Annotated in this window: 23 protein-coding genes and 1 riboswitch; of the genes, 13 read left to right on the forward strand and 10 right to left on the reverse strand. The window is 39.4% G+C overall.

The annotated features are described in order from the left end of the window. Positions 1-32: 32 nt before the first annotated feature. Positions 33-164: a hypothetical protein gene (locus ACFX4I_RS10775; RefSeq protein ID WP_309518521.1), complete on the forward strand. Its 132-nt coding sequence runs from the start codon at positions 33-35 to the stop codon at positions 162-164. 247 nt (positions 165-411) lie between these two features. Here ACFX4I_RS10775 and ACFX4I_RS10780 read toward each other — a convergent pair whose 3' ends face one another. Next, positions 412-981 (reverse strand): dihydrofolate reductase family protein, encoded by a 570-nt coding sequence (locus ACFX4I_RS10780; RefSeq protein WP_377420500.1) that lies wholly within the window; start codon positions 979-981, stop codon positions 412-414. A 199-nt stretch (positions 982-1,180) separates the two neighbouring features. On the opposite strand from ACFX4I_RS10780, the gene ACFX4I_RS10785 reads away from it, so the two are divergent. The 3 genes from ACFX4I_RS10785 (at position 1,181) to ACFX4I_RS10795 (ending at position 4,685) form a co-directional block, all read left to right on the forward strand. After that, positions 1,181-2,098, forward strand: coding sequence for an NAD(P)-dependent alcohol dehydrogenase (locus ACFX4I_RS10785; RefSeq protein ID WP_377420502.1), 918 nt, complete (start codon positions 1,181-1,183; stop codon positions 2,096-2,098). A 247-nt stretch (positions 2,099-2,345) separates the two neighbouring features. Further along, a complete protein-coding gene (locus ACFX4I_RS10790) occupies positions 2,346-2,621 on the forward strand; it encodes a hypothetical protein (RefSeq protein WP_377420504.1) in 276 nt (91 codons plus the stop codon). A gap of 916 nt (positions 2,622-3,537) precedes the next feature. Then, a riboswitch (purine riboswitch) is annotated at positions 3,538-3,641 on the forward strand. A 162-nt stretch (positions 3,642-3,803) separates the two neighbouring features. Further along, positions 3,804-4,685, forward strand: a complete 882-nt coding sequence (locus ACFX4I_RS10795; protein WP_377420506.1) for a 5'-methylthioadenosine/S-adenosylhomocysteine nucleosidase — start codon at positions 3,804-3,806, stop codon at positions 4,683-4,685. A gap of 104 nt (positions 4,686-4,789) precedes the next feature. Here ACFX4I_RS10795 and ACFX4I_RS10800 read toward each other — a convergent pair whose 3' ends face one another. From ACFX4I_RS10800 to ACFX4I_RS10810, 3 genes are all read right to left on the reverse strand, one after another. Then, on the reverse strand, positions 4,790-5,170 hold the full coding sequence (locus ACFX4I_RS10800; protein ID WP_230300827.1) for a hypothetical protein: 381 nt from the start codon (positions 5,168-5,170) through the stop codon (positions 4,790-4,792). A 171-nt stretch (positions 5,171-5,341) separates the two neighbouring features. After that, complete coding sequence (locus tag ACFX4I_RS10805) at positions 5,342-6,067, reverse strand: ZIP family metal transporter (protein WP_377420508.1); 726 nt, start codon at positions 6,065-6,067, stop codon at positions 5,342-5,344. A gap of 166 nt (positions 6,068-6,233) precedes the next feature. Further along, positions 6,234-6,572, reverse strand: a complete 339-nt coding sequence (locus tag ACFX4I_RS10810) for a hypothetical protein (protein ID WP_230300828.1) — start codon at positions 6,570-6,572, stop codon at positions 6,234-6,236. 197 nt (positions 6,573-6,769) lie between these two features. Here ACFX4I_RS10810 and ACFX4I_RS10815 point away from each other — a divergent pair, with 197 nt between their 5' ends. Continuing rightward, positions 6,770-7,264, forward strand: a complete 495-nt coding sequence (locus tag ACFX4I_RS10815; protein ID WP_377420562.1) for a L,D-transpeptidase family protein — start codon at positions 6,770-6,772, stop codon at positions 7,262-7,264. Positions 7,265-7,349: 85 nt separating this feature from the next. Here the strand turns inward: ACFX4I_RS10815 and ACFX4I_RS10820 are convergent, their stop codons facing one another. The 3 genes from ACFX4I_RS10820 to ACFX4I_RS10830 all read right to left on the reverse strand — a co-directional run bounded on the left by ACFX4I_RS10820 (position 7,350) and on the right by ACFX4I_RS10830 (position 10,950). Beyond that, complete coding sequence (locus ACFX4I_RS10820) at positions 7,350-8,951, reverse strand: sodium:solute symporter family protein (RefSeq protein WP_377420510.1); 1,602 nt, start codon at positions 8,949-8,951, stop codon at positions 7,350-7,352. Next, a complete protein-coding gene (locus ACFX4I_RS10825) occupies positions 8,952-9,092 on the reverse strand; it encodes a hypothetical protein (RefSeq protein WP_179085980.1) in 141 nt (46 codons plus the stop codon). Between the two features lie 97 nt (positions 9,093-9,189). Further along, positions 9,190-10,950 (reverse strand): sigma-54 interaction domain-containing protein, encoded by a 1,761-nt coding sequence (locus tag ACFX4I_RS10830; RefSeq protein WP_377420512.1) that lies wholly within the window; start codon positions 10,948-10,950, stop codon positions 9,190-9,192. A gap of 338 nt (positions 10,951-11,288) precedes the next feature. Between ACFX4I_RS10830 and ACFX4I_RS10835 the strand changes: the two genes are divergently transcribed. From ACFX4I_RS10835 to ACFX4I_RS10870, 8 genes are all read left to right on the forward strand, one after another. Next, complete coding sequence (locus tag ACFX4I_RS10835) at positions 11,289-13,247, forward strand: oxidoreductase (protein ID WP_377420514.1); 1,959 nt, start codon at positions 11,289-11,291, stop codon at positions 13,245-13,247. A 226-nt stretch (positions 13,248-13,473) separates the two neighbouring features. Then, on the forward strand, positions 13,474-13,701 hold the full coding sequence (locus ACFX4I_RS10840) for a helix-turn-helix transcriptional regulator (protein WP_377420515.1): 228 nt from the start codon (positions 13,474-13,476) through the stop codon (positions 13,699-13,701). A gap of 18 nt (positions 13,702-13,719) precedes the next feature. Continuing rightward, positions 13,720-14,112, forward strand: a complete 393-nt coding sequence (locus tag ACFX4I_RS10845) for a hypothetical protein (protein ID WP_348963305.1) — start codon at positions 13,720-13,722, stop codon at positions 14,110-14,112. Positions 14,113-14,189: 77 nt separating this feature from the next. Then, complete coding sequence (locus ACFX4I_RS10850; protein ID WP_377420517.1) at positions 14,190-15,026, forward strand: hypothetical protein; 837 nt, start codon at positions 14,190-14,192, stop codon at positions 15,024-15,026. Between the two features lie 364 nt (positions 15,027-15,390). Then, a complete protein-coding gene (locus ACFX4I_RS10855) occupies positions 15,391-15,630 on the forward strand; it encodes a hypothetical protein (RefSeq protein ID WP_377420519.1) in 240 nt (79 codons plus the stop codon). A gap of 17 nt (positions 15,631-15,647) precedes the next feature. Further along, positions 15,648-15,803 (forward strand): YvrJ family protein, encoded by a 156-nt coding sequence (locus tag ACFX4I_RS10860; RefSeq protein ID WP_072273495.1) that lies wholly within the window; start codon positions 15,648-15,650, stop codon positions 15,801-15,803. After that, the gene (locus ACFX4I_RS10865) at positions 15,800-15,991 is read left to right on the forward strand and encodes a hypothetical protein (protein WP_377420520.1); all 192 of its coding nucleotides are present in this window, start codon (positions 15,800-15,802) and stop codon (positions 15,989-15,991) included. The genes ACFX4I_RS10860 and ACFX4I_RS10865 overlap by 4 nt, the downstream gene beginning before the upstream one ends. Next, positions 15,984-16,571 (forward strand): sigma-70 family RNA polymerase sigma factor, encoded by a 588-nt coding sequence (locus ACFX4I_RS10870; protein ID WP_377420522.1) that lies wholly within the window; start codon positions 15,984-15,986, stop codon positions 16,569-16,571. The genes ACFX4I_RS10865 and ACFX4I_RS10870 overlap by 8 nt, the downstream gene beginning before the upstream one ends. Before the next feature lie 513 nt (positions 16,572-17,084). Here the strand turns inward: ACFX4I_RS10870 and ACFX4I_RS10875 are convergent. From ACFX4I_RS10875 to ACFX4I_RS10885, 3 genes are read right to left on the reverse strand one after another with little or no spacing between them, the layout of a single operon-like run. Then, a complete protein-coding gene (locus tag ACFX4I_RS10875) occupies positions 17,085-18,782 on the reverse strand; it encodes a UvrD-helicase domain-containing protein (protein WP_377420524.1) in 1,698 nt (565 codons plus the stop codon). Continuing rightward, positions 18,775-21,372, reverse strand: coding sequence for a hypothetical protein (locus ACFX4I_RS10880; RefSeq protein WP_377420526.1), 2,598 nt, complete (start codon positions 21,370-21,372; stop codon positions 18,775-18,777). The genes ACFX4I_RS10875 and ACFX4I_RS10880 overlap by 8 nt, the downstream gene beginning before the upstream one ends. A 14-nt stretch (positions 21,373-21,386) precedes the next feature. Next, positions 21,387-23,882 (reverse strand): UvrD-helicase domain-containing protein, encoded by a 2,496-nt coding sequence (locus tag ACFX4I_RS10885; RefSeq protein ID WP_377420528.1) that lies wholly within the window; start codon positions 23,880-23,882, stop codon positions 21,387-21,389. Positions 23,883-23,963 lie beyond the last annotated feature (81 nt).

Here is a 23,963-nt window from a genome sequence, read left to right on the forward strand (position 1 = left end):
GCAAAACGCATAAAAAAAGGAACCCACACATCATGTATGGATACCTATTTATAGTTTTACTCGTAAGTTTTGGGGATTTACTCGTGAATTCTAAGCATTTACTCGTGAGTTTTGGGGTTTTACTCGTGAATTTCAACGTTTTACTCGTGAATTCATCATTTTAAATAATACAAAGACAGCCAATGATTTAATGACGGTGATCATGAATAAGCTGCTCAACGATTGTCTATGCGGCTACACGGTGCATCACTTCGGGTGAGATATTATCCGCGGGGACATGTTTTGAAAAAAAATACTTCAATAAACTAAGAATTTCATATATGGACTCATAAACAGATAGCAAATGAAATTCCCTAACAGCAAAAGCAAAAACTCCCTCATTAGTTGATGAAGAAATTTATATCATCATGCTTATCCTTCATTAAGATGATAGCAAAGTTGAACAACGCCAGAGGAAAATCTTTTTGTATCAACCAGTTTTAGATTCAATCTCTCCTTCATGTCAATAAACAAAGGTTTCCCTTCCCCTAAAACAACAGGGTGAACAGATAACCTAAATTCATCAACCAGTCCATATCTTATAAAAGTTGTAATAAGACTTGCCCCGCCATAAAGCCAGATGTCTTTACCTGGTTTTTTCTTTAATTTATTTACTTCTTCAACAATATTATCATTTATGATTGTTACTTTATCATCCGTGCCTTTTTTTGTTTTGGAAAACATGAATTTTTCTTTGCCATGTACTAACTTCCACATTTCTTTTTCAGTATCAGATACCTCATTTTCTGGAGTATATTGTCCCCATAAATCATAGCTTTTTCTCCCATAAAAAATAGTATCCATATCATTTAAGAAATCAATGAACCCCATTTCAGGGTCCATAATGCACCAGTCAACTTCACCTTTCGGCCCTTCAATAAATCCATCTAAAGTAACTGCTAAATCTAAAATTATTCTTCTTGGTCTTTCGTTAATGGCCATACTTTTATCTCCTTTTGTCTTATAGAATTTCATATGGTTTTGACCGCCCAGCGATACAGCCCCTGACCGATACCGGACAAATACCTCATGCTTTTAAGCATTCATTCAAAAGTTTCTTCCGTTTCGCTTACATGTAGTTTTATATTACAGCTTCTATCATAGTATTAAAAGATTGTATCAAAAACTAAGGAGACTCGCGATGAAAGCAATGGTATGCACAAAATACGGTTCACCCGATGTACTGGAACTCAAAGAGGTAGCAAAACCAACGCCCAAGGACAACGAAGTTCTGGTAAAGATTCATGCGGCAACAGTGGCTTCAGGAGACATAAGAGTCCGTAGTTTCAATAGCCCCTTCTTATTATGGCTGCCGATGCGGATCTTCCTGGGTCTTAGAAAGCCGCGAAAATCGATACTCGGAGTGGAGCTGGCCGGGGAAATAGAGGAAACAGGAAGGAATGTGAAAAAATTCAAAAAAGGCGACCAGATTTTTGCGATGACTGGAATGAATTTCGGGGCTCATGCCGAGTACACATGTTTACCTGAAGACGGCGAAATAGCTATAAAGCCTGCCAATGTGACCTATGAGGAAGCGGCCGCCATTTCTTTTGGGGGAACGACAGCCCTGCATTTTTTCAGAAAAGCCAAGATCCAGGACGGACAAAATGTCCTCATTTACGGTGCATCCGGGTCAGTAGGAACTTCAGCCATACAGCTAGCCAAATACTTTGGAACAGAAGTTACCGGAGTTTGCAGTGCAGCTAATTTTGAATTGGTGAAATCATTGGGAGCAGATGAGGTAATTGATTATACGGAGGAGGATTTCACGGAAAGACAAGAGCGATATGACATCATCTTTGATGCAGTCGGTAAAAGCTCGAAAGCCGCATGCAAGAAAGCACTGACCCCGAACGGGCAATACGTGTCCGTCGAAGGACAAGGAATAGCAAAGGTACTTACGGAAGACTTATTACTCCTCAAGGAGCTTATCGAAACTGAAAAAATAAAAGCGGTCATTGATAAACGCTACCCGCTGGAACAGATTCCCGAGGCTCATAGATATGTAGAACAAGGACATAAAAAGGGAAATGTAGTCATAACTGTTCCTCATGAATAAGCCCTGACAAAACCTACTTCAAATGCTTGGACATGAAAATACCCCTTAGACATTTGGATCTGAAGGGGTATTTTCGTCGCGTGATTCGTGTGTCATTATGCAGGAAGTGTTGAAACTTTTACCAGGAACAAACGTATATGGATGGTAGTTAGTAATTTCTGGAGGACTTAATGAATATAGATGCAATCGTACGATTAGTTTTAATGTTAGGATTCCGTCCTTCATGATGTGGCGGGGTTATAAAAAGATGTCAGAAGAAGAACGAAATGAAGCGAAGACTGATTTTACTAGTAAGCGTTTTATCTTTACTGGTGGTTTAGTGGCACTCAGTTGGGTACTCTTGTTGCTCGAACCAATTTTTGAAATGACATGGATGAAAACGGTTGGCACTGTACTTATTTCTATCGGAGTATTGGTAGGCATTGTTTTGATATGGCTGAATGCTCCATCAAAGCGGAAAGCCGTGCTAAAAATCATCCCCTTATTGATCCTTTTTCCCATCTTTTTATGGGCAAATTACTAAATAGGTGCAGCCCTTTGCACCTATTCTTCTCTCCTGTTATCATTTTTCTCCCTATTCATTAATGAATGCAAATGCCCTCGAAGTTAACAGCAGATTGCTGAAAAGAACCGTAAGACCGTAATTGAATTCTACGAAATCGATTAAGCCAATAATTAAGCAGATAAATCTATCTGTTTCAGACTGTAGACAAAATCGGAGAAAGTGGGCTTGCCTACAGTTTTTTTCTAAAAAATGTTCCAGTTGATTTCAGAAATCTAAAAAACTATTAAGAAAACCATAGTCTTGTAATCTGGATCGGGATGAGCCATCCGCCCCCTCCAGACTATAGCCAAATTGGAAGAAAAGTCAGATTGCCAATAGTTTTTTATTTAAAAAACGTTCCAGTTGATTGGAACGGAGGGTACGAGACTCCTGCGGGGAAAGCGCGTCTAGGGGAGACCCCGCAGGCGCAAGCCGAGGAGGCTCCACGACCGCCCGCGGAAAGCGAGTGCCTGGAGTGGAAATCAACGATCAGATTACAAACCCTCAAAAAAAACGTTCCAGTTGATTTCAGAAATCTAAAAAACTATTAAGAAAACCATAGTCTTGTAATCTGGATCGGGATGAGCCATTCCGCCCCCTCCAGACTATAGCCAAATTGGAAGAAAAGTCAGTTTGCCAATAGTTTTTTATTTAAAAAACGTTCCAGTTGATTGGAACGGAGGGTACGAGACTCCTGCGGGGAAAGCGCGTCTAGGGGAGACCCCGCAGGCGCAAGCCGAGGAGGCTCCACGACCGCCCGCGGAAAGCGAGTGCCTGGAGTGGAAATCAACCTTATTATCGACTTACACCTCCTTAAACACGAACATTATATTATATTTATATTTCAACGTTCACTTTTTTATTGATTATCTATCATTTGTTTGTTATATTAGCAAAGTAATAATCGTAATTTACTCGTATATGCTCGGAAATATGGTCTGAGCGTTTCTACCTGGTTCCCAGTGAAAGAACTAGACTACGAGTTAAAGTATTCGGCTGCCCGCTTTCTTGAGCAGCTAATGATTTAGCATTATAATCATCTTTACTTTAACTATCGTAGGTCTAGAAGGCATTAATCATTCTGCCGCTCTGGACCTTTTTCTTTGACCGCAACTGCGAGTGTATCAAACAATCGAATAATATGTTTTAAGGAGAAATTATATGAGAAAAAACATGTTCAAAAAGTACACTATATTAGGAATCATTACATTACTTTTCGTGTCGGTGATTGCTGCATGCAGTTCTGCTTCCAAAAATGAAACGGTGGAAAAAAAGACTCAAAGGCCTATCATAATTCAAGGTCCAATGCCGATCGAAGCTGAAAATTTCGCGAAAAGGTTAAAAAATGTTAAAGAAGAAAAATCAGGGGATTTTGTATTTTACATTGGAACGTTAGACAATTATCCTGTAATCGTTGCAAAAACAGGTAAAGGGATGGAAAACACAGCTGCCGCTACAGCATTGGCCATTGAAAGATATAACCCTATTGCCATCATCAATCAAGGGACATCAGGCGGACATGATCCAAGCTTAAACGTTTTCGATATTGTTTTAGGAAAAAGAACGGTAAACCTAGGTTCATTAAAAACAGCAGATAAAACTGAAAACCAAGGAATTGATCCAACCATTTGGAAACCAATGGACCTAATGGCTTCTGAAGGAAGTGCGGGAGAAGATCCTAACGCTGAAAAACCACGCTTCTACGAGGGAGATAAGGATTTACTCGCAGCTGCTCATGCAGTTAAAGATACCTACACAAAAGGTAAGGTTGTCGATGGTACTATCGGTTCTGCAGACGTTTGGAATAATGAAGTGGATCGAATTAAATGGTTCCATACGAAATATGGTACATCTGTTGAAGAAATGGAAGGAGCTTCGGCAGCACAAATCGCTAAAGCTTATGATGTGCCTTTCTTAAGTATACGAGTGCTATCCAATAATAAAGTGAATGGCGGTAAATATAACCCTAATACAGCAGCAGCCAATCAAGAATATGTTTATGAAGTAGTCAAAAAATATATCTCTACGATGCCAAGCAAATAAGACCGGGCTCGGAGCATATAAAAGAATGAGAATCTTTTGGTCAACTATCCCTATAGTGAAATAAAGAAGAGCACATATTATATACGATAATATGTGCTCTTCTTTTATTCGCGGAAGACTGTGCCCGATTCTTCCTCCTTGCAAAATAATAAGCTGAGGTTATTCAATGTGTAAAGTCTAGCGGTAAAAATGAATAAGTCACTGTAGTTGTTTTCAACGTACTCTTCAATGATGCCCATCCCTTTCCTGAATCTATCAACTAATAAATGCGTGTAGTTTTCATCCCAAGTAAACCGATTGATTCGTTTAAGTTCATCTGCCAATACTTGAAACTTAAACTCCTCAACAAGAAGCTTCAATTGATACAATTTATCTCTATTTAAACAAAAGCAATTATTTTCTTTTTCATGATTTTCCCGGACGAATGTAATGAAACCATTTATATTATCAGCCAGCATATTCGCTATTTGCATCTCGAAGTTCATTTCTAACATCTCCTCAACTTCTAAAATCTATATGAAGAGTGTATGATTTGAAATGATATTTTAACACCAACAATTATTCTTAGAGTAGATTTCCTTATTTCGTACTATGATAGATTTTACAAAAAAAATTGCCCCCTTTCCTTCCAAGGGGACAATCTCACTTTTTCGTTATCACATCGAATCCAGAACTAAAGAGATAAGCAGGCCGGCTGCGGTGAATATCCCCGTGATCGCTCCTCCGTCTTCATATGCTTCAGGCATCATCGTTGAGGCAATCATGGCGATGATTCCGCCGCCTGCAAATGCTGCCATCGCTGCCAGGACATAGTCCGGGGCATGATCGAGGAATAGATAGCCCGACATCGAGGATAGTGCCGAAATGAGCAGGACGGAAAACCACAGCAGCATGATCTTCTTCTTGGAATAATCACTTTTGAGCAGACCAGTTGTACTCGAGAGCCCCTCCGGAATATTACTGATGAAGATGGCAATGACCAATAGCCAACTTACCGAGCCACCGCTTATTAAGCTTGCGCCAATCATGATCGACTCCGGTATGGCATCCATCACCGTCCCGATGAAAATGGCCAGGCCCGCTTCCTTCGAAGAGCTATTATTGGACCGTTTCCTTTTATCCGCACCTTTTTTGGAAATAAGAAAATCCAAGGCAGTAAATACGGCGGCCCCTGTTATGAATCCGATTGCAGTCGGCCAGATTCCTCCATCACTCACCGAATCAGCAAGCAGCTCATATGCCGCTGCACCAATCAATACACCTGTACCAAAAGCCATAATATAGCCAATGATGTTTTTCTTAATAGGAATGAAGATGGCGGCTAGTGCGCCAAGCAGGACAGCAGAACCCGAAACCCCTCCCCAAAAGACCGCATTCCACATAGAATTCCCCCATTTCCTGTTTATAGGATAGTGTACCCTGGTAGATGTTGGGGTAAACAAGGTGCCCCTTTTTGCAAATTCCAGCAAAAAAAAGCAGTTATATGCGCTGCCATGTTTTTTGTGTATAGAATAGTAGAGTGGCATGATTATCCTAGCCTTCGCTGCCTTATATGACGGATATTTGCGGTTTTCCTTCTTCTCTTTCACTAACCTTTTCAATTTTATCGACAAACATTTGGAAAACCTTTCTCTTTTCTTCCAGCTCTTTTATTGATTCTTTCAATTCGTTCAATTTTTGTTCAAAAGGTTTATGATATTGCTCGCGGATGTTTCTAATAATTTCATCATTTATAGTGGATTGTACAACTTGCTTGGTGATATTGAATTTATAGGAATAAACCTGAAGGTCACGCTTAACTTCTTCATACTCTTTTTCTATCCCATTTAATACATCACTAATTTCTTCATTCCATTCTACTAAAGCCTTTTTCACATGTTCCTCCACCCTTAATCCCCCTCTTTAACTAACAAAAAATCCATCTCCATAAAAACTTATTTTATCAAAAGTTCATTTCGGTTTCTTTTCGGCTTGGTTACTTAACATATTAGTTTCATTAAAAACAGATAACAGCGAGTTCGAAACACTTTTGAAAAATCACATAGAATGAAACATGACAACTATAACCTATGGAGGTGTTCAGTCTGATTCATACAGTTAAACCAGGTGAAACACTGACACAGATATCCAGGGACTACCGGAAACCGCTATCTGAAATCATCACCGCTAACCCGACCATAAACCCAAATGTCATTTATCCTGGTCAACCCATTATGATCCCTGGTTTTCCTCCTGCTGATACCATTCCATTTCAGATCGATGTGTCCGTTAACAATCGTAAGCTAAGGCTGCTAAAAAATGGAGTACTGCAAAAACAATATCCTATTGCTGTTGGAAGAATGCTTTTCGGTACACCAGTAGGACAATTCATCATCATTAATAAAGCCCCCAATCCCGGAGGCCCATTCGGTACAATGTGGATGAGTCTATCCAAGGAGCACTACGGCATTCATGGAACGAATGACCCCAACTCGATCGGTAAAGCCGTCTCAAAAGGCTGTATTCGCATGCATAATCGGGACGTGGAGGAATTATCAAGAATCGTTCCAATCGGGACACCGGTTACGATTCATCCTTAATGTGTTTAGGGAAACCTGGACACTTTTTTTCAGTCAAAAAAAGGCAGGGATTTCCCCTGCCCATACAATAGTTTCGTTCAATCTATCAATTCATATTGATCGGCCAATAATAAAACACTAGTGTAACCATGATAATCATGACACCGCTAATCATTAAATAGGCTGGGTACCTAAGGGTGATGTTCATTTCTTTTTGCTCGTCTATTTCAATCGGGGTTTGAAGGATATTTGCCTGAAACTCCCTTTCTTCGATGGTGATCGTTCCATACTTGGAGCCAATGATAAGTGCACCTATGCTTAAAATTAAACCAATGATGACAGGATTGAAGTAAACTGGAAGGCTTATTCCGAACATGCCGAGGCTTTCTCCGAGAATCACTCCAAAGAAGCCGAATACGATGCTCCAAAAGGCTCCTTCTTTCGTTACCTTCTTTGAAAATACGCTTGATATGGCAATCGGCCCCCATGATGCGGCAAATAATGTTGCCGCAAAGTAGCCAATCCACATGACGGCAGGCGGCTGGAATAATCCAATCAATAAGATGATCAAGCTGATCACAACCATGGAAATGCGGCTGGCCCGTAATAGATGGTGATCTGTGTATTCCTTTTTCCTTGATTGTTCCATGATATCCCGTGTTATGCTGCTTCCTATAATCTGCAGGAAGCTCGAACAGGAAGATAATGCCGCAGCCATGATGCCGCTGACGATGATGACTCCAAGCCATGTCGGGACAATATTCATCGCTGCCCAAATGAATACCTTTTCCGTCGGGGCAATATCCGCTCTAATGGTGGTGATTGTCGAGATGCTGATATGAAGAAACAAATAGACGGTCAAAATGGATATCGTTGCCCATACGCCGGCCCGGATGGCTACGTGTTCATTTTTTGCAATTAAATATCGGCTGCTTTGCCATGGACTCACTGCTATGACAATGCCCCAGACTAAGCCCATGATGACGGCCCAGGCCAACGCTTCCCAAGGAGCACCCATCGTTGCGGCTGGTCCGGTAATGCCATGCCAGCTTAATAAATCAGGCCGTTCAGCCAGGTTTGCCGCTTTCGTAACGGCATCAGGAAACCCGCCTGCTGATTTGATGATATAAGGAAAGCTCAGATACGTTGCGATCGAGAATAAAAAGAACATCACGGTATCATTGACCATGACCCCCTTCGCACCTGAGAGAATGGTAAAGGATGAATACACGACCCACATGATCACCAGGGCCATTGGATAGGAAACACCGGAAACCTCGGCCAATAAAACGGCTGCCCCTTGGGTAACGGCAACCAAGTATGCTGCAATTCCGAGAATCGTCGTGATTGCAGCCGCCAGACGGACCTTCTTAGAATGAAAGCGGTTACCGAAAAATTCAGGAACCGTCAATGATTTGCTTCTTCTTAAATACCTGCCAAACAGGAACACCCCGAAAATATAGCCGCTTGCATTAAAAATAACGAGGATAAGCAGCAGGATCGGATACCCTTCATAGGAAAATCCCGCCTCTCCCATGAAAGATACAGTACTTAGGAAAGAGGCAACTAGCGTACCGGTTATCATCAATGTGTTTCCGCTACGTCCAGATACATAATACTCCTCTGAGCTTTTCACTTTCCTGAATAAGAAAATGCCGATCGACACATAAACACAAAAGGATACGATAATACCAAGCAGAAAGGCCACTTACATCCCCACCTTTTCAATCGGATCTTTTGCTTTTATTTCTTCTTGGCTCTTTTTCATTTTCACCAGGAACACCTTCGTGATCCACCCCATGACAATTAAGGAACCCCCATAACTTAAAGAGAAAATCAACTCGCCCATTATTTGACCCCCTTATCAAAATAGAAATAATCAATAATTAAATATGCAATATCCATACCAAGTTTTCTTAATTTTCAGATATTTACAAAGGTCATCGTTATTTATTCTCATCATATACAAATTGGTATTTACCTAGCTTGCGCATGATCGTCGTTTGACTAACCTCCAGGGCTTTGGCCATTTTTCTGGTTGATTTATATGTAGAAAGGGCCTGTGATAATAATTGTTTTTCCGTTTCCTCTAACGCTTTTTTCAAGGGAATGATTCCTGTTAAATTGACTAGTGCCGTATCTTTGTAGGTTAAGTCGGATGGCAAATCCTCTATCGTTACGATAGGTTTTCTAGCCGTCACGACAATTTGTTCAATTACATTTTCTAATTCCCGAACATTCCCCGGGTAATCCTGCAGTTGCAGAATTAACTTGGAATGATCATCGATAGTGATTGATTGACCGTATTTTTCATTGAACTTCTTCAGAAAATAATCGGTTAATAATAGAATATCCTCCTTTCGCTCACGCAGCTGCGGGATTTCCAATGGAACGACATGCAATCGATAATATAGATCCTCGCGAAATTGATTATTCTTGATCATTTGTTTCAAGTCTTTATTAGTAGCGGAGATAATCCGAATATTCACCTTTCTCTCTTTGGTTCCTCCAACCTTCATGAATGTTCTGTCCTGGACCAGATGCAGGATTTTCACTTGAATGTCGAGCGGCATTTCCCCGATTTCATCAAGAAACAACGTGCCTCCATCAGCACTCTCAACAAGCCCCTTTTTCCCATGCTTATTAGCTCCCGTAAATGCACCGCTTTCGTAGCCAAACAGCTCGGACTCAATTAAAGCCGATGGAATCGCGCCGCAATTCACTTGAATGAAATTCTTATCCTTTCTGCTGCTGAGATCATGAATGACCCTTGCTAAAACCCCTTTTCCGACTCCTGTTTCTCCATGGATGAAGATCGAGGAATCCATCGGGGCGACTTTTTCAGCTAATTCCAAAACCTTTATCATCTTATCCGAATTTGTAATGAAGTTATTGAATGAAACGGTTCTCGAATTTTCATGCTGGGCCCGCTGGTTCCTAAGGTTCACTCTGTTCAATTGACTTTTCATCTCAACCAATTCCGTGATATCCCTGGAGTTCGAAACGATTCTATATAAGTTCCCCTCTTCATCAAAAATCGGCTTTGCTGTGCAGAATACAGTCACTCCATGCGGATAGGTTTGTTCAGCTGAATGGATCGCTTTCGTTTTCATCGTTTTTAATGTAACCGAATTATTGATCAGTCCCTTTTCGACCAGCTCATTAATGTTCTTATTAATAAAGGCCTCCGGCGGCAGCCCTGTAAGCTTCTTGCACGCTTCACTCACGAATAACGTGTTTCCGTTCGCATCCGTCACGAAAATTTCATCATAGCTGGAATCCAGGATTTGCGTGAGCTCCTTTACCTTCTTTCTTGTCACCTCCAGCTCTTTCTTTAGTGATTCATTTAGACTGATTAAGCTCTTCATCTTCTTTTTAAGCAGCATTTCCCTGACTTCAGAAATCGGATGGCAGCTATATTGGTTATCGCCATGTTGAATCACAAAATCATAGGTGCTCATATCCTCTTCACTTAGCTTATCTAAATCATCAACGACGACAAACGATGTATTAAGATAAGCCGTGATTTCCTGATTTTGACCATCGCTATCCAATCTCTTTAAAAAGAAACCTTCATCCAATATGCCGAGGATTTCCAAGTGATTTTTCATGACAATAAAAGGCGAAGAATTAATTTTCAATAATGCTTTCACATCCAAAATAGAAATATCGGAAAATACAATTAGTGATTCCTTTTTTACTTCCATCACATCACCCCCATATTTTGAATTCGAACCGATTTTGTTACACTTTTTGATACGAAAAGAGATAAGTGTCATATTCATAAGCGACGAACGTCTCTATATCAACCTATCTAATGCTGAACCTTTTATGAATCACCACTTTCCAAAAAAGGTTCACTTATCTATATATAAAATACTATATTCCTGAGCCATACCCTCTTTATCCAAGTAAAAAAACGAATATGAAACCACACTCCCCCGGAACGGCATGGTTATTGCATATTGAACCTGTATAGAGATAGATAGGAGGCGGCTGCCCTCTATACTCTCATTCTATCTAACATTAGGGAGTGGTCATGGATATGGCTCAATTCAAGAATCTGTTTACCCAATTAACGATCGGTTCTACTGAATTAAAAAACCGGATCTTAAGTACAGCACATCAAACAAATCATGTCACGGACGGAATCCCCACTTCGGATATGGTCGCCTATCATGAAGCCCGTGCTAAAGGGGGCGTCGGATTGATCATCCTTGAAGCGGCATCGGTACATCCATCCGGAATGCTTACGTCCAAAACGATTGCCGGATATGACCAGAGAATCGTCGATGCCTACAAAGAGCTTTCCGAAACGCTTCATAAGTATGGAACGAAGGTTTTCTCGCAGCTATTTCATGGCGGAAGGGAAGTCGTATCGAGCGACTACCGAAATGCGGCATGGGCGCCCTCCGCCGTTCCCAGCCTGCGCTTCGGCGTGATGCCAAAACCAATGAGCTTGGAGGATATTGAAGGAGTGATTGAAGGGTTCGCCCATTCAGCACAGCTGGCAAAGGAAGGCGGACTTGATGGAGTCGAAATTTGCTGTTCACACGGATATCTTCCTGCCCAGTTTTGGTCGGTGCATACAAATAAACGCACCGATCTCTATGGCGGATCATTCGAAAATCGGATGCGATTCATTGTCGAAATTTTGGAGAAAGTATGGGAAAGAGTCGGGGAAGACTTTACCGTTGGCATTCGCATGAGCTCAGATGAACTGACGATGGACGGGACAACGATGAAGGATTCCGTGCAAATCGTCGAATATCTTGTGGAAAAGGTCCGATTGGATTTCATTAATGTCACAGCCGGAGATTCAAGCACCTTTGAAGGATCAACACATATCGTGCCGCCATCACCGATAAAGCACGCATACCTATCACCTCATGGATTTAAAATCAGGATGGCAGGAGCCGTACCGGTCTTTGTTGGCAATCGAATCGTCGACCCCGTTGAAGCCGAGCAGATCGTATCGACCGGAAAAGCCGATGTCGTCGGAATGACCAGGGCCTTAATCGTCGACCCTGACATGCCCAACAAAGCAAAGAACGGCGACCTGCAAGCAATCGATGCATGCATAGGCTGTTTACAAGCCTGTATCGGTCACTATCATAAAGGACTGCCGATTGGCTGTGTCCAAAACCCGACAACCGGTAAAGAAGCATGGATCTTACCAGAATTAAAGAAAACGAGAAACAAACAAAATGTCCTGGTGATCGGTGCCGGACCTGGCGGATTACAGGCAGCCATAACAGCGGACTCACTAGGTCATTCCGTTACACTGATCGATCAAAGCAAATCAATCGGCGGCCTGCTCCGCACCATGCGCAAAGCACCGATGCGGCATGAACTCGCAGAATCGATGCTCGATAACTACTCCCGGAAATTAATGAGAAGCAATATAAATGTGCAATTAGGAAAAACAGCCACCGCCCAGGAAATATCCGAATCGAATCCGGACGCCATCATCTGTGCAACAGGCTCACGGCCCTATATACCAACCATCGAAGGAATCGATGACCCACGGATCATCATGAGTGATGACCTCTTCAGCTCAACAAAAAAAGTTGGGGATAACGTATTAGTATTCGACTTCGGCGGTGACTGGCCCGGCATGGAAGCAGCCATCTACCTAGCCGAAAAAGGCCATGGAGTCACACTCATATCATCACGACTGCACATCGGCGAAACCGTCCACCAATATCTCAGGAACGAATACCTAAAAAAACTATACAACCTGAACGTCACACTCCTTCCCCATTACGACATCGGGGCAATCAAAGAAGATCACGTCATCATCCGGAACCTATTCACCCAACAAAAAGAAGAACTAACAAACTGGGACTCCATCGTCCTCTCCCTTGGCCGCATTCCCAACACAGAATTATTCGAAGAAATGAAAGGCCATGCACCTATTGTGAAACAGATTGGGGATTGCCTTGGCCCGCGGACGATTGAGGAAGCTACGCATGAAGGGATGATGAGTGTTATAAGTTTATAGGGGAAAGAGACATTCCTTAGGGGGATGTCTCTTTTTTTGATGATATAGGTCTGGCACGACCTGCTTATTATTTTTATCTTCTTGTCTAACACTTTAAACTAATATAAACCAACAGCAACAACTATTAAATACTCTAATTTTTTCTCTTTATCTCCAATTCAATTCCTTTTATTCTTTAAAATGTATTATTTTCAATCCATTTTGTATATAATACTATACATAAGAGGTGGAGAATTTGAAAAGAGGAAAAGTAAAAAACAACGTGCGATATTTTCGAAGATTACATAATTTTACACAAGAGGAACTTTCGGATCGAATAGGTGTACACAGACAAACCATTGTTGCATTGGAAAAACAAAAATACGAACCCTCAATAGGAATTGTTTTAATGCTCTCTGCTGTATTAAATGAACCAATTGATAAATTATTCTTTTTAGAAGAAAAAACAGATTAAATTTCAGGAGGGATTTTTATGCGTTTTAAAAAGTGGATGATTTTAGTTGGTTATATGTACTTATTCTTTTCCTTTGGATATTCATGTTATTTAAATTTTATAAATGATGGTAACTTATGGTTCTTGTGGGGAATAGCTTCTCTCGTTATTGGTTATCAAGTAATTAATTTCTTAATCAAGAAAAAAAATGATAAGTGGAACAGTAGTTACGTTGTTGCAGATCAACGTATTTTTCGTAGAATTCTAGTTTCTCTCTCTATATCATATGTTTTTATTCTGATTTTTTTATTGATTGGAACAATTGGATTCTATAATGACTTCATTTCAGGCTATAATATTTTGGTCGGAGCTATTATTCTAAGTTTGTTAGTTTTTATGATTTCCCAAATTGTTCAAAGTTTTGTAAACTAATCTAAATAGGTTGTAAAAAAGTTAGTAAATCCTCCCTTATAGAATTGTAAGCTAAAAAATTATAAGGAGGATTTTAAATGACAATCATTAAATCATTATCTTTAAATGCGCTAGAAAAACAATCCTTTAAAGAGAAAATTCAGGAAAAAGTAACAGCCCAATTTAATCTTGCAGCTGACTTTGGTAAGTTGCAGGCAAATGAAATTGATTATTCTGTGTTAAATGAAGGCAAAGTTGCAAAAATGGAAAGTACCATTGGTAAGCAATTTACTATTCCCGTGAAAACACACGAAGGATTAGATGGTGAAGTACATTACACCGAAGTAAATGGGGCCTACCTTTATAACGTTGCAACTAAAACGACAAATAGAAAGCTATTAGCAGATCTAAGTAAACTTGCTAATTCAAATGAGGAATTTAACAAACTATCAAAGCACCTTATTAAAGATGGTTATACTCTAAACAATGATGAAGAGTATGTCATTCAGAACACCAAGTATTTAGAAGATAAAGAAGGTAAAGTACTTTCAGAGTCCCTAAATATGTTTTCTCTTCCTTTATACCAAAAGGAAAATTTAGTTGGTATGCTTTTTTTTGATGAAAGTAATATGAAACCAGTTATATTAATTGGTAATGAGAGAACATTCGTTCATGAAAATGGAGAAATCGTTACAATCCAGGCCGATTCTTGTAGTCTATCATGGACAAAATGTATGAATAAACAATTAGATTGTGGAACTTGGAATAGTTGTTTAATTATATATGGAAGTTGTATTGGTGGGTGCTGTACTTGTTTTAATCCACTTTCTTGTATTGTATGTGCAGTATGTGCAGTTGCGGTTGTAGGTGCTGCATGGACCTGCAGAATGTGTGTTCCAGGTGCTGCAAGACCAAAAGAATGTCCAACAAAATAATTTTCAGAGACTGTCTAGTTTAGGCAGTCTCTTTTTCTATTTTAAAATACTAAAAAACTAAATTAAGAAAATCACTAAAATGGTTGTTTTATTTGAGACTTTCGGACTTTAAGAAGAGAAGGGGGAAATCCTAATATTCTGGTTGTACTGCAGGAAACAATGGAAATGTGGATAGTTATATTTTCAAATCCCCGATTACTACCCATTTGAGCTGTTAACTATCCTATTATCCTTAGGTTAAAAAAGGAATATTAACAAACATATGCTCCAATTATTTCTTTCTATAAAATAGGAGTAAATAACCAATTAAAGTATTATTTAACTAAATAACAACCAATGTTATAAATGTTAAGTAGGATATAAAATGAATAAAGATTTATATGAATTGGTGAGTGAAGCTAAGTCTAAACCTCATAAGTTAGAGCCGGTTATCTTTTTATTTCAACCTAAGATTCTAAAATCATTATTTCAAACAAAACAACAAGAAAGAGAAGATTTAACTCAAGAATTAGTTATTTTGATTATTAAAATCATTAATAGATACGACGTTGATAAAACTCCAGGATTTTTTGAGTTTCAAACTAAATATCACAAAAAGAAATAAAATGGAGGGGATCTTATATGGAAACTTACACGACCCTTGTTAATATAATTGGTAATTTCGGATTTCCAATCTTTGTTGCCTTATATCTTTTTATTAGGTTCGAAAAGAAATTGGAAAAGCTTGAAAAAGCTATTGTGGAATTAGGAAATAATATTCGAGGTGAGAGAAAATGAATTCAAATATTTTCAAGTGTTTTTGCGAAGTAAGAAATACACAAACATTTATCACAAAATGTTTAGATGACAGCTCACTCTCCAATGAAGACAGAGATTTTCTGATTGATTTAGTTCAACGGACATCAGAAATCTCTAATAAAATAGAAAAGTATTATCCACAAAAAAGAGGTGATGATAATGACTAAATCTGATTGTTGCAGCAACCAACTTTTCGAGTTTGAAGATAACAATAGAAAGTTTATAAATAGTAAGATTATAAAATCCTTTTTAAAAGAAGAAAAAAATTATGCACTGTATAAAAAAGCCATATGCACTCCTTCAATCATAAATAAGAATAAATTAGATGAAGAATTCAAAAAACATTTATTTTATATTCGTTTTGTATCGCTCATATCCAAAACTATACATTTTACAGCAGTTAAATACGATATAAGTATTAACGATCAAAATAAAAATTTCCCTATCATTCTAAATGCTGAAAATGATGAGTCTATCCCCTTATTAAACACGATTGAAGTTAAAGAAGAAGGATATGAAAAGATTTATAATGAAGATGCCGAAACCATCGAAGATATTACCTCAGATAAGGAAATCGCCAACGCTCTTTCCCAATTGACCAATACTCAAAAGAAAACACTAAAGTTAAAATATGTTGATAATTTGGCATTTAAAGAAATAGCAGTAATAATGAACGTTTCGCAGCAGGCAGTTTCTAAAAACCACAAACTAGCAATTAATAAATTAAGGAACCTCCTTCAAAAATAGTTACTTGTCCCCCCCCTTTTTCCTGCAACCACACTCCCCTTGGGAACCACAAAAATAAGCTCCCATATTAATGCGAAATGAAGTTTCAGATCTTTTTTTAATAGATGTTTTTCATTTTGGGTTCCTAACTGCTGAAACAATAAGGAGTTGGAGACATTCCTTTTGGGAATGTCTCTTTTTTAGGATGGGTTCTTTTATTTAGCCTTCCGCTCAAAGTGATAATGAAGTCGATATTCACAAATATCCTTGGTCATATCAAACAAATCCCACTGGTATTCTGTTTGATTTCAAAGTTAAGCTGGAGAGCTTCCACAGAATAATCCTCTTTTGACCAAGCATGTCGTTCATCTCCATTATTAAAACTCTCTGTTAGACCAATACTCTTAATCTATAAAATGATTCATTTTATATTTTCCCCATTGACTCGATTCCTACTCTTATATATATTTCAAATCTATCATTAAATAAGGGAATGAAGAGCATAAGGGAACATATTCTAACCACCTTTTCCACTTATACCTTAGTCTTACTAAATCCCTTAGCAATATAATCTTTTGTTGAAAATTCCTTAACAAAGGTTGATATACGTTTTTCCGGATCCTCACTAGCTACGAAATAGAGAAAAGCCTCTTGTTTCGTCCTCGTCAAAGAAACATATAAGATTCGCTTTTCTTTTTCTTCAATTTCCTTTTTATCGGAAAGGAAGGCCTCGGAACGAAATTGTTTTATTTTTTCCAAATCGTCTATTTCGTCTTTATGCGGGTAGTAGAAGATGCTGAAGTCCAGTATAAAGACATAGTCGAACTCCAATCCCTTTGTAGCCTTAGCTTCAAGATAGTAGATTTTCGGTTCCTCTACATGCCTCGTCGCATTATTTACGTTTATCTTCTTGATATAAGTGTTTGTACTAAAAAACCGTCCAAAAAATGTCTTCATATCTCGTTCCTTTTGGATGTCATGCTGACGATGGATGATCGCGAAAGTTGAATCCGGTTTACTCTTGCGAATGTCCATGATTTGTTTGCCAACCTGGGTTAGCATATCCTTATAGGATTTAAAGGCCCTAATTAGTGGCTTTTCTCCCTGCCTTGGAAAATATTTCTCGTCGTCATACTTGGAATCTTCATCCGATCGATTAAAATTCAACGAGTTTGCCAGTTTCATGATTTGGTAAGTTGACCGCCAATTACGCTTCAATACGACGTTGTTCCCACTTTGTACTTTTATGCCAAGTGATTGATAGGAAAAGGGACTGCTTTTATAGATTCGCTGCCTTTCATCCCCACTCAAAGTCAATGTTCCCTTATTAATGGCAACCAATAATCTCAGCTGCATTGGTTGAAGATCCTGCACTTCATCTATGAAAATATGATCGAACTTCTCCGAATTAAGCAACTTGTGAAGATTCTCCATGATTAAGAGGGCATAATCTTCCCGGTCAATCCTATTTTTAAAATCTTTCTGTTGTTCCTCCCTATAAATCTCAAATAGGCGGTAAATAGTAATCCGTTGTTTGGCAGAAAGGTTCGGCAGCTTTCCACGCCCTTTACGCTCACAGGTAAGATAATCATCTTTTGAGATGAAGCCATTCCCCTTCATCCAAGCGAATTCGTCCATTAAAAATGCAGTATTTTTTGTCTTCTTTATCGTGTGAATGGAAGGGTAACCTTCGAACTCTTCCGTATCGAGAAGGTTCAATATCCTTAGCATCATCCCTTTTGTGTTATTATCTTTATGATTCAGGTTCCTGTGGGATGTTTGAAATAATTTAACCTCGATTCCCATCGATTTTAATAATCGATACGCTAGTTCATGAAAGGTCATGAATTGGACTTCATGACCGTGTTTCTGCAGCGCGTCATGATATTTTGATTTAAAAAACCTGTTTCCCGCATCCTTAACCAATTCCTGACTGAAAGATACAAACAAGAATCGTTTTCCGAAATCTTCCGACATTTTCTGCATCATTCTTGTCAGGAGAGTGATGCTCTTCCCACTTCCAGCAGATCCTTTTACCAGAAGGTGGGTCGAATTCATTTTAGCCACTTTTTGCTGTTCCTCGCTTAACTCGATGTTCTGCAGAAATCGTTCAGTTTTTTCTGAAATGTCCTCTTCGATGGAAGGCACCTTCTCCATCGCCTTTTCAAGTAAGTCGAAAGCTTTGTTTATTTTTAATTCATATGTTCCCTTGTCGAATAACAACTCACTCAATGTCATCAAACCCTTTTTTTGAAATATCCACCGAATATAGAGCATCCTCACAATATTCATTATGGGGGCAGAGCTTGCATAACTCTGAAGGTGCCGCTTCAACCAGAAGGCCATCCTTCGGAGAAATGAATTGATCCATGTCCTGTTTATTGACCTTCCTGTTATTCATCAATTCGAATGAGCCCTTCCACCTTTCGTTTTGAAAAGCTCCATGATGTGTTAGAAACTGAAAATACATAGTGCTCATCGGATATTCAAGATTTTCATAATATAGTCTACGTCCTAGCCCATATTTTCTCATTCCTTGTACAAGATACTCCTTCAGATTTTCCTCGACGATGAATCGGAGACGTATGCGGGTCAAATAGGGAAACAACCCTTCGAGAATCTCTATGATTTCCGACTTGTCCTGTCCGCTAGCAGCATAAATTTTCACCAGGTTCCCAACCAGAAACTCTTGGTGAAAGGGAGATCGGTAACTAGAATAGCCATTCACGACGGAACTATAGTAGAATCGGCGCTGGCATAAATACATCTCTACGAATTCTTCCCTTGGAAAACTCAGAAGCTTATTTTGCACGGTCGCCATCTCAATATCATTTGGTTGAATGTTAATCGGCATATATTGATAATTAGTCTTCCCAGCATTCGCCTCTTTCTCCAACCCTAAAAGCTGAACATAAACCGACCTCTCCAACTGCTCATGGATATCCCAATTTTTAATCCATGAAATTGAAATTTGCCCCTCATAACATAACGCCAAGTAAAACAGGTATTTCGCAAAGGCCCCTTGATTGCCCTTTCTATATAAGTACATATCAGACGCTGGACGATTCAATCGCTGTATCAATTGTTCCGACAGCGGCCATGGCATAGGCGAACTATCTTCTGGAAAGTGCTTTTCATCCATTCCGCAAAGGTGCAACCCCTTTCCCTCATTCAACAGGATTAGGCCATCCAATTGTTCGAGTCTTTGAATGGATACTTTCTGGTCGTTCATTTCGTTTTCTTTCTCCAATTCTAACTCGAATCCATTCTTTAGATAGACGACGATGGCTTCAGCAAGATCGCTGACATGATATGTACGTCCATCTTCTACTGGCCTCATCAGCATTCCTTCTAACTGATTAACCAAATCCCTTTCCACTGAACCTAGAAATGAATTCTTCACACCCGATTCATCCAGAAGCTTTTTGACCCTGTCAAAATGGGTCTTGATGGTAATCCGCTCATTTTCGATGTTCACTAACCATTTGGCATCAGAAATAAGCTTTTCCATGAACCCTTTAATAACATTTAAATCCTTCAGGGTGACGGAAAAGAAAGAGAACCTCAATACAGGATTGATTCTGACCGCCTTGAAATAATCCGTTTTCTTCAATTGATTCTTCCTTATCGAACGGGAAGAAGATCTTTTGGCAGCCTGCAATCTCAACATCTGGTCGCGCCATTCATCGATGGTCTCGCAATTTCTGAAATAAGGGAGGATGGCATTCAGTTGCTCCGTATAATCTCGGGCATTGTCTGTCCCATAATTGAGCCAGCCCGAGGAAAAACACTCCATTAGGATTTTATCGTTCAAAAAATAATCACCTTTATCCTCATTACTAATCGAATGTAAATGGAGCAGGTACTGTCCGATGGGATAAGACAGAAAATGACTTTCTCCTTCATACGCCTCTGGCCTAAATTCACGAATCCGTTCCTGTAGCTGATCATTGCTCGGAGAAACATAATGTACGCCATCCTCCAGATCCCCGACAAATTCTATCATGTATTCATATGATTTTTCATGGATGCCTTCGAACTTTCCATCCAATACATTCCCTTGTAAAACCGAGGCGAATCGTTCACTCCGTAATGTCGATGGATCTGTCGTCAAGGTCCAATTATCTCGTTTAGCCCATCCATACTTTTCGGAAAAATTCTCATCCAGAAAAGAAAAGATTTCTGGAAACTGTTCATTGTATAGATTAATGAATACAAGTTCGAACCCCGCTTCCTTCCATTTTGAAAAGACGAAATGCTGTCCTGGCGATATATAATAGAAACCATGGAGCACGATCGTTTTGTTCCTGATCGGCAAATCTTCATTTAAAAAAACCTGAAAGATAGTTTCATAATCTTTCAAATTCCGCTCGGAGTCTACCATATACGGGGTAAAGCTAGGAATCATTTTCTCCCAGACATCACAGAAAAGCTTCTCTTCTATCTTTTTTGAAAAATCAAGGATATCATCCGGCCTTAACCCAATTTCTGTCAGATTCCTCATCGTGATAAGCAGATTTAGTTTATTGCGTTTAAATGAACGGATGACTTTTGAGTTCTCTTCACCTTCCCAGTCACGCAAAAGGTCAGACAGTAGCGAATATTGGTTGAAACGATGTTCTGTATCATTCCATCTTGGATAAAACTTCTTCATGAGCTCCCCAATGGAATACGCATGAAGTATTCGGTTCTTCCTTTTCACTCCTTGTGCCAGAGAGCTCGAAGCACAAATATGTACAGTATCCATATAGGGCTGAAAGTCAGGCAGTAAATGAAAAGTGTATGGATTTTCATATGTAACTACACGAACTGTATCACTCACATCTATCATCCTATCTAATTTTGAGTTAAAAGCTTCGACCAAGTCCAGTTAAAGGAATCATTTTTCATATTCCTGATGATGACCAGTTCTTTCTTTGCCCTTGTCATTGCAACATAAAGCAATCTGGTTTCCTCCTGAATCGACTCTCGGTCTTCAAGGTTATTCATGGATTGGAAATTACTATTTTCCTTCAATCCATACCCAGGCTTGTTGATTTTCCAGCCTATCTCTTTCCTTGCTTCATCAAAAATGATATTACTGAAAGAAGTGGTGAAAGGCCTTTCCGTGAACGGTATAATGACCGTATCGAATTCAAGTCCTTTCGCTCGATGGACAGTCAAGATATGAATGTAATCCATGACTTTTCCATCCGTCAACATTAAATCTTCTTCCTCACGGTTAGTTGCTATCTGCACTTGCAGCCATGAAGCTATCTGATAAAGGGAAACGAAATCTTCAGAAAATTTTTGATGCAACATTTCAAATAGCTTACCTATTGCAAGCTCATAATTATTCGTATACCCAGCAGCCTCCTGAAAAATATAATCATCCGTGTATTCATAGGAAGCTTTATCCCTCAATTCATCTACCTTCCTGGAAAATACCCAATCATAAGGTTTTCTCTCCAAAATGACCGACCTGAGAACAGAAAGAACAGGCTGGGAAGCTAGCCGACTAGCATAATCTTCAAAGGGGAAATTAGTGGCCCCCTTAATGGCACTAATCGCATCCTGGTCATGACCTTCTACTGAGATGACCTTATGCAAGATATATTTTTGGGCCTGTCCATATGGTCCATAAACTAGGTTCGCTAAGTATTTACCGTTATCCGGATATAGAAGGGCTAAGACAAGGGAGAAAAATTGTCTCACAGGTTTCGAGGTGAAAAAACCGCCTCCGACTTCAAGTTTTGCCATCAAATCTAATTCCCTGCACCATTTATCCATTAATCTTGCCTCTTCGATGGTCCTTGTCAATATAGCCATCTTCCCTTTATCCTCGCTTGGTTTCTGGCTATTTGATTCTTTCAGTATTTTGAACCTTTCCTTAACAAATGGCATGATATATGTTTTCATGTTCTCCTTCGTATCTTCTCTTCTGCTCTCTATAGTAAGTGGTTCTTCCCGATTGTCGTCCTTCACTCCCTGCAGAATGTCGCCTTCCATTCCATATTTCAGGAAGCCTTTTTCACCCCATTGTGTAAAGTATTCACCCATTTGCCCTAGAAGAGGTTTAGTTGTCCGGTAGTTTTTCGTCAACGCGTATTCCGAATCATCGATTTCCACTCCGCGTTCATCCAGCTTTTCCTTCAACCTGGTGAATGCAGTATGGTTTGCACCCCTGAACCGATAAATGGACTGTTTGACATCTCCCACCACAAATAAGGTTGCCGAAAATGCTTCCTGAATTGTGCCTATCAGTCGAATTTGTACATCATCGCTATCCTGGAATTCATCCACGAATAGGTACGAAATCGGATTGGACAAGTTCTGAAAAGCCTCCATACCGTGGTCATGCCTTATTTGATCGATTTGCCGTGTCAGGTCATTGACAGTCACAGCATTCAACGTTTCTTTCTCGATAGCAAACCTTCGTTCCACATTCCTTATAACAGTCTGAATCAGGTCATTAATCTTCTGATGGGGTCCATCCGCTTCTCCAAACTCCACTTCATGAAGGATTTCATCTGTGGAAAAACCTTTTTGTTCGAATTTTTCCCAAAAGCTAAGAAGGGTATCGACCAACTCATATACTTTCAGTGGAGAGATTAGAACTTGTATGCTCTCTTCTCCATTCGCCAATTCTGCCTTGAGATAGGAATCCAATTCCTCTTCAATCCACTTCTTCTTATCCATTTTGAAACTGCGTAATCGTACATTCAACCCGAAGCCCCTTAATGAACCGATTTCCTTCAAAAGAGATTTACAGAATGAATCGATAGTCTGTATTCGGACCTTATTTAAATTCTCTATCACAGTTAACAATTCCAGTTGGCCTGTCAGGTGGTACCGCTTAAAAAGATTCTCTCTTAATTTTGTATACATATTATGTGCGGCATCCTTGGTGAAAGTAATCATGACAATCTCAGCAGGGTCAACTTTCGCTTTCAATAACAAATAGAGTATTCTGTCAATCATGACCGTCGTTTTTCCCGTGCCGGCGCCAGCCTTCGCCATTATGTTTTTCTCATGGGGTGCATGTTCAATTCGATATTGTTCCACATTAAAATCTGGATAGGTAGCTATAATTGAATCAAGGTGATCGAGTCCTTGACCATCCTTAATCTGGATTGCTTTCTGAATGGGATGCCCAATACAAATCATCTCCTGGTATAACTTCGCCTTTTTGTATTTACCAATTTCGCAATAATCAGCAAAGTCTATCTTTCCGTTCGTGAATAAAAATACTTTTATTCCCCTCTTCAGAAGTCTGTATAGGAAAAGTTTCTGTTCCCCTGCCTCTTTATGGTCCACATAATAAACATAGGAATATTCTATATCTTCTACCAATGGGTCCCCCCCTTAATTAAACTCCAAAATAGTGCATATATACCATTATATATGAATCAAATTTTATATACAGGTTATTTC

Origin of the sequence: Peribacillus sp. YIM B13472 (genome assembly GCF_042788005.1) — a bacterium.
Lineage (GTDB): Bacteria > Bacillota > Bacilli > Bacillales > DSM-1321 > Peribacillus > Peribacillus simplex_E.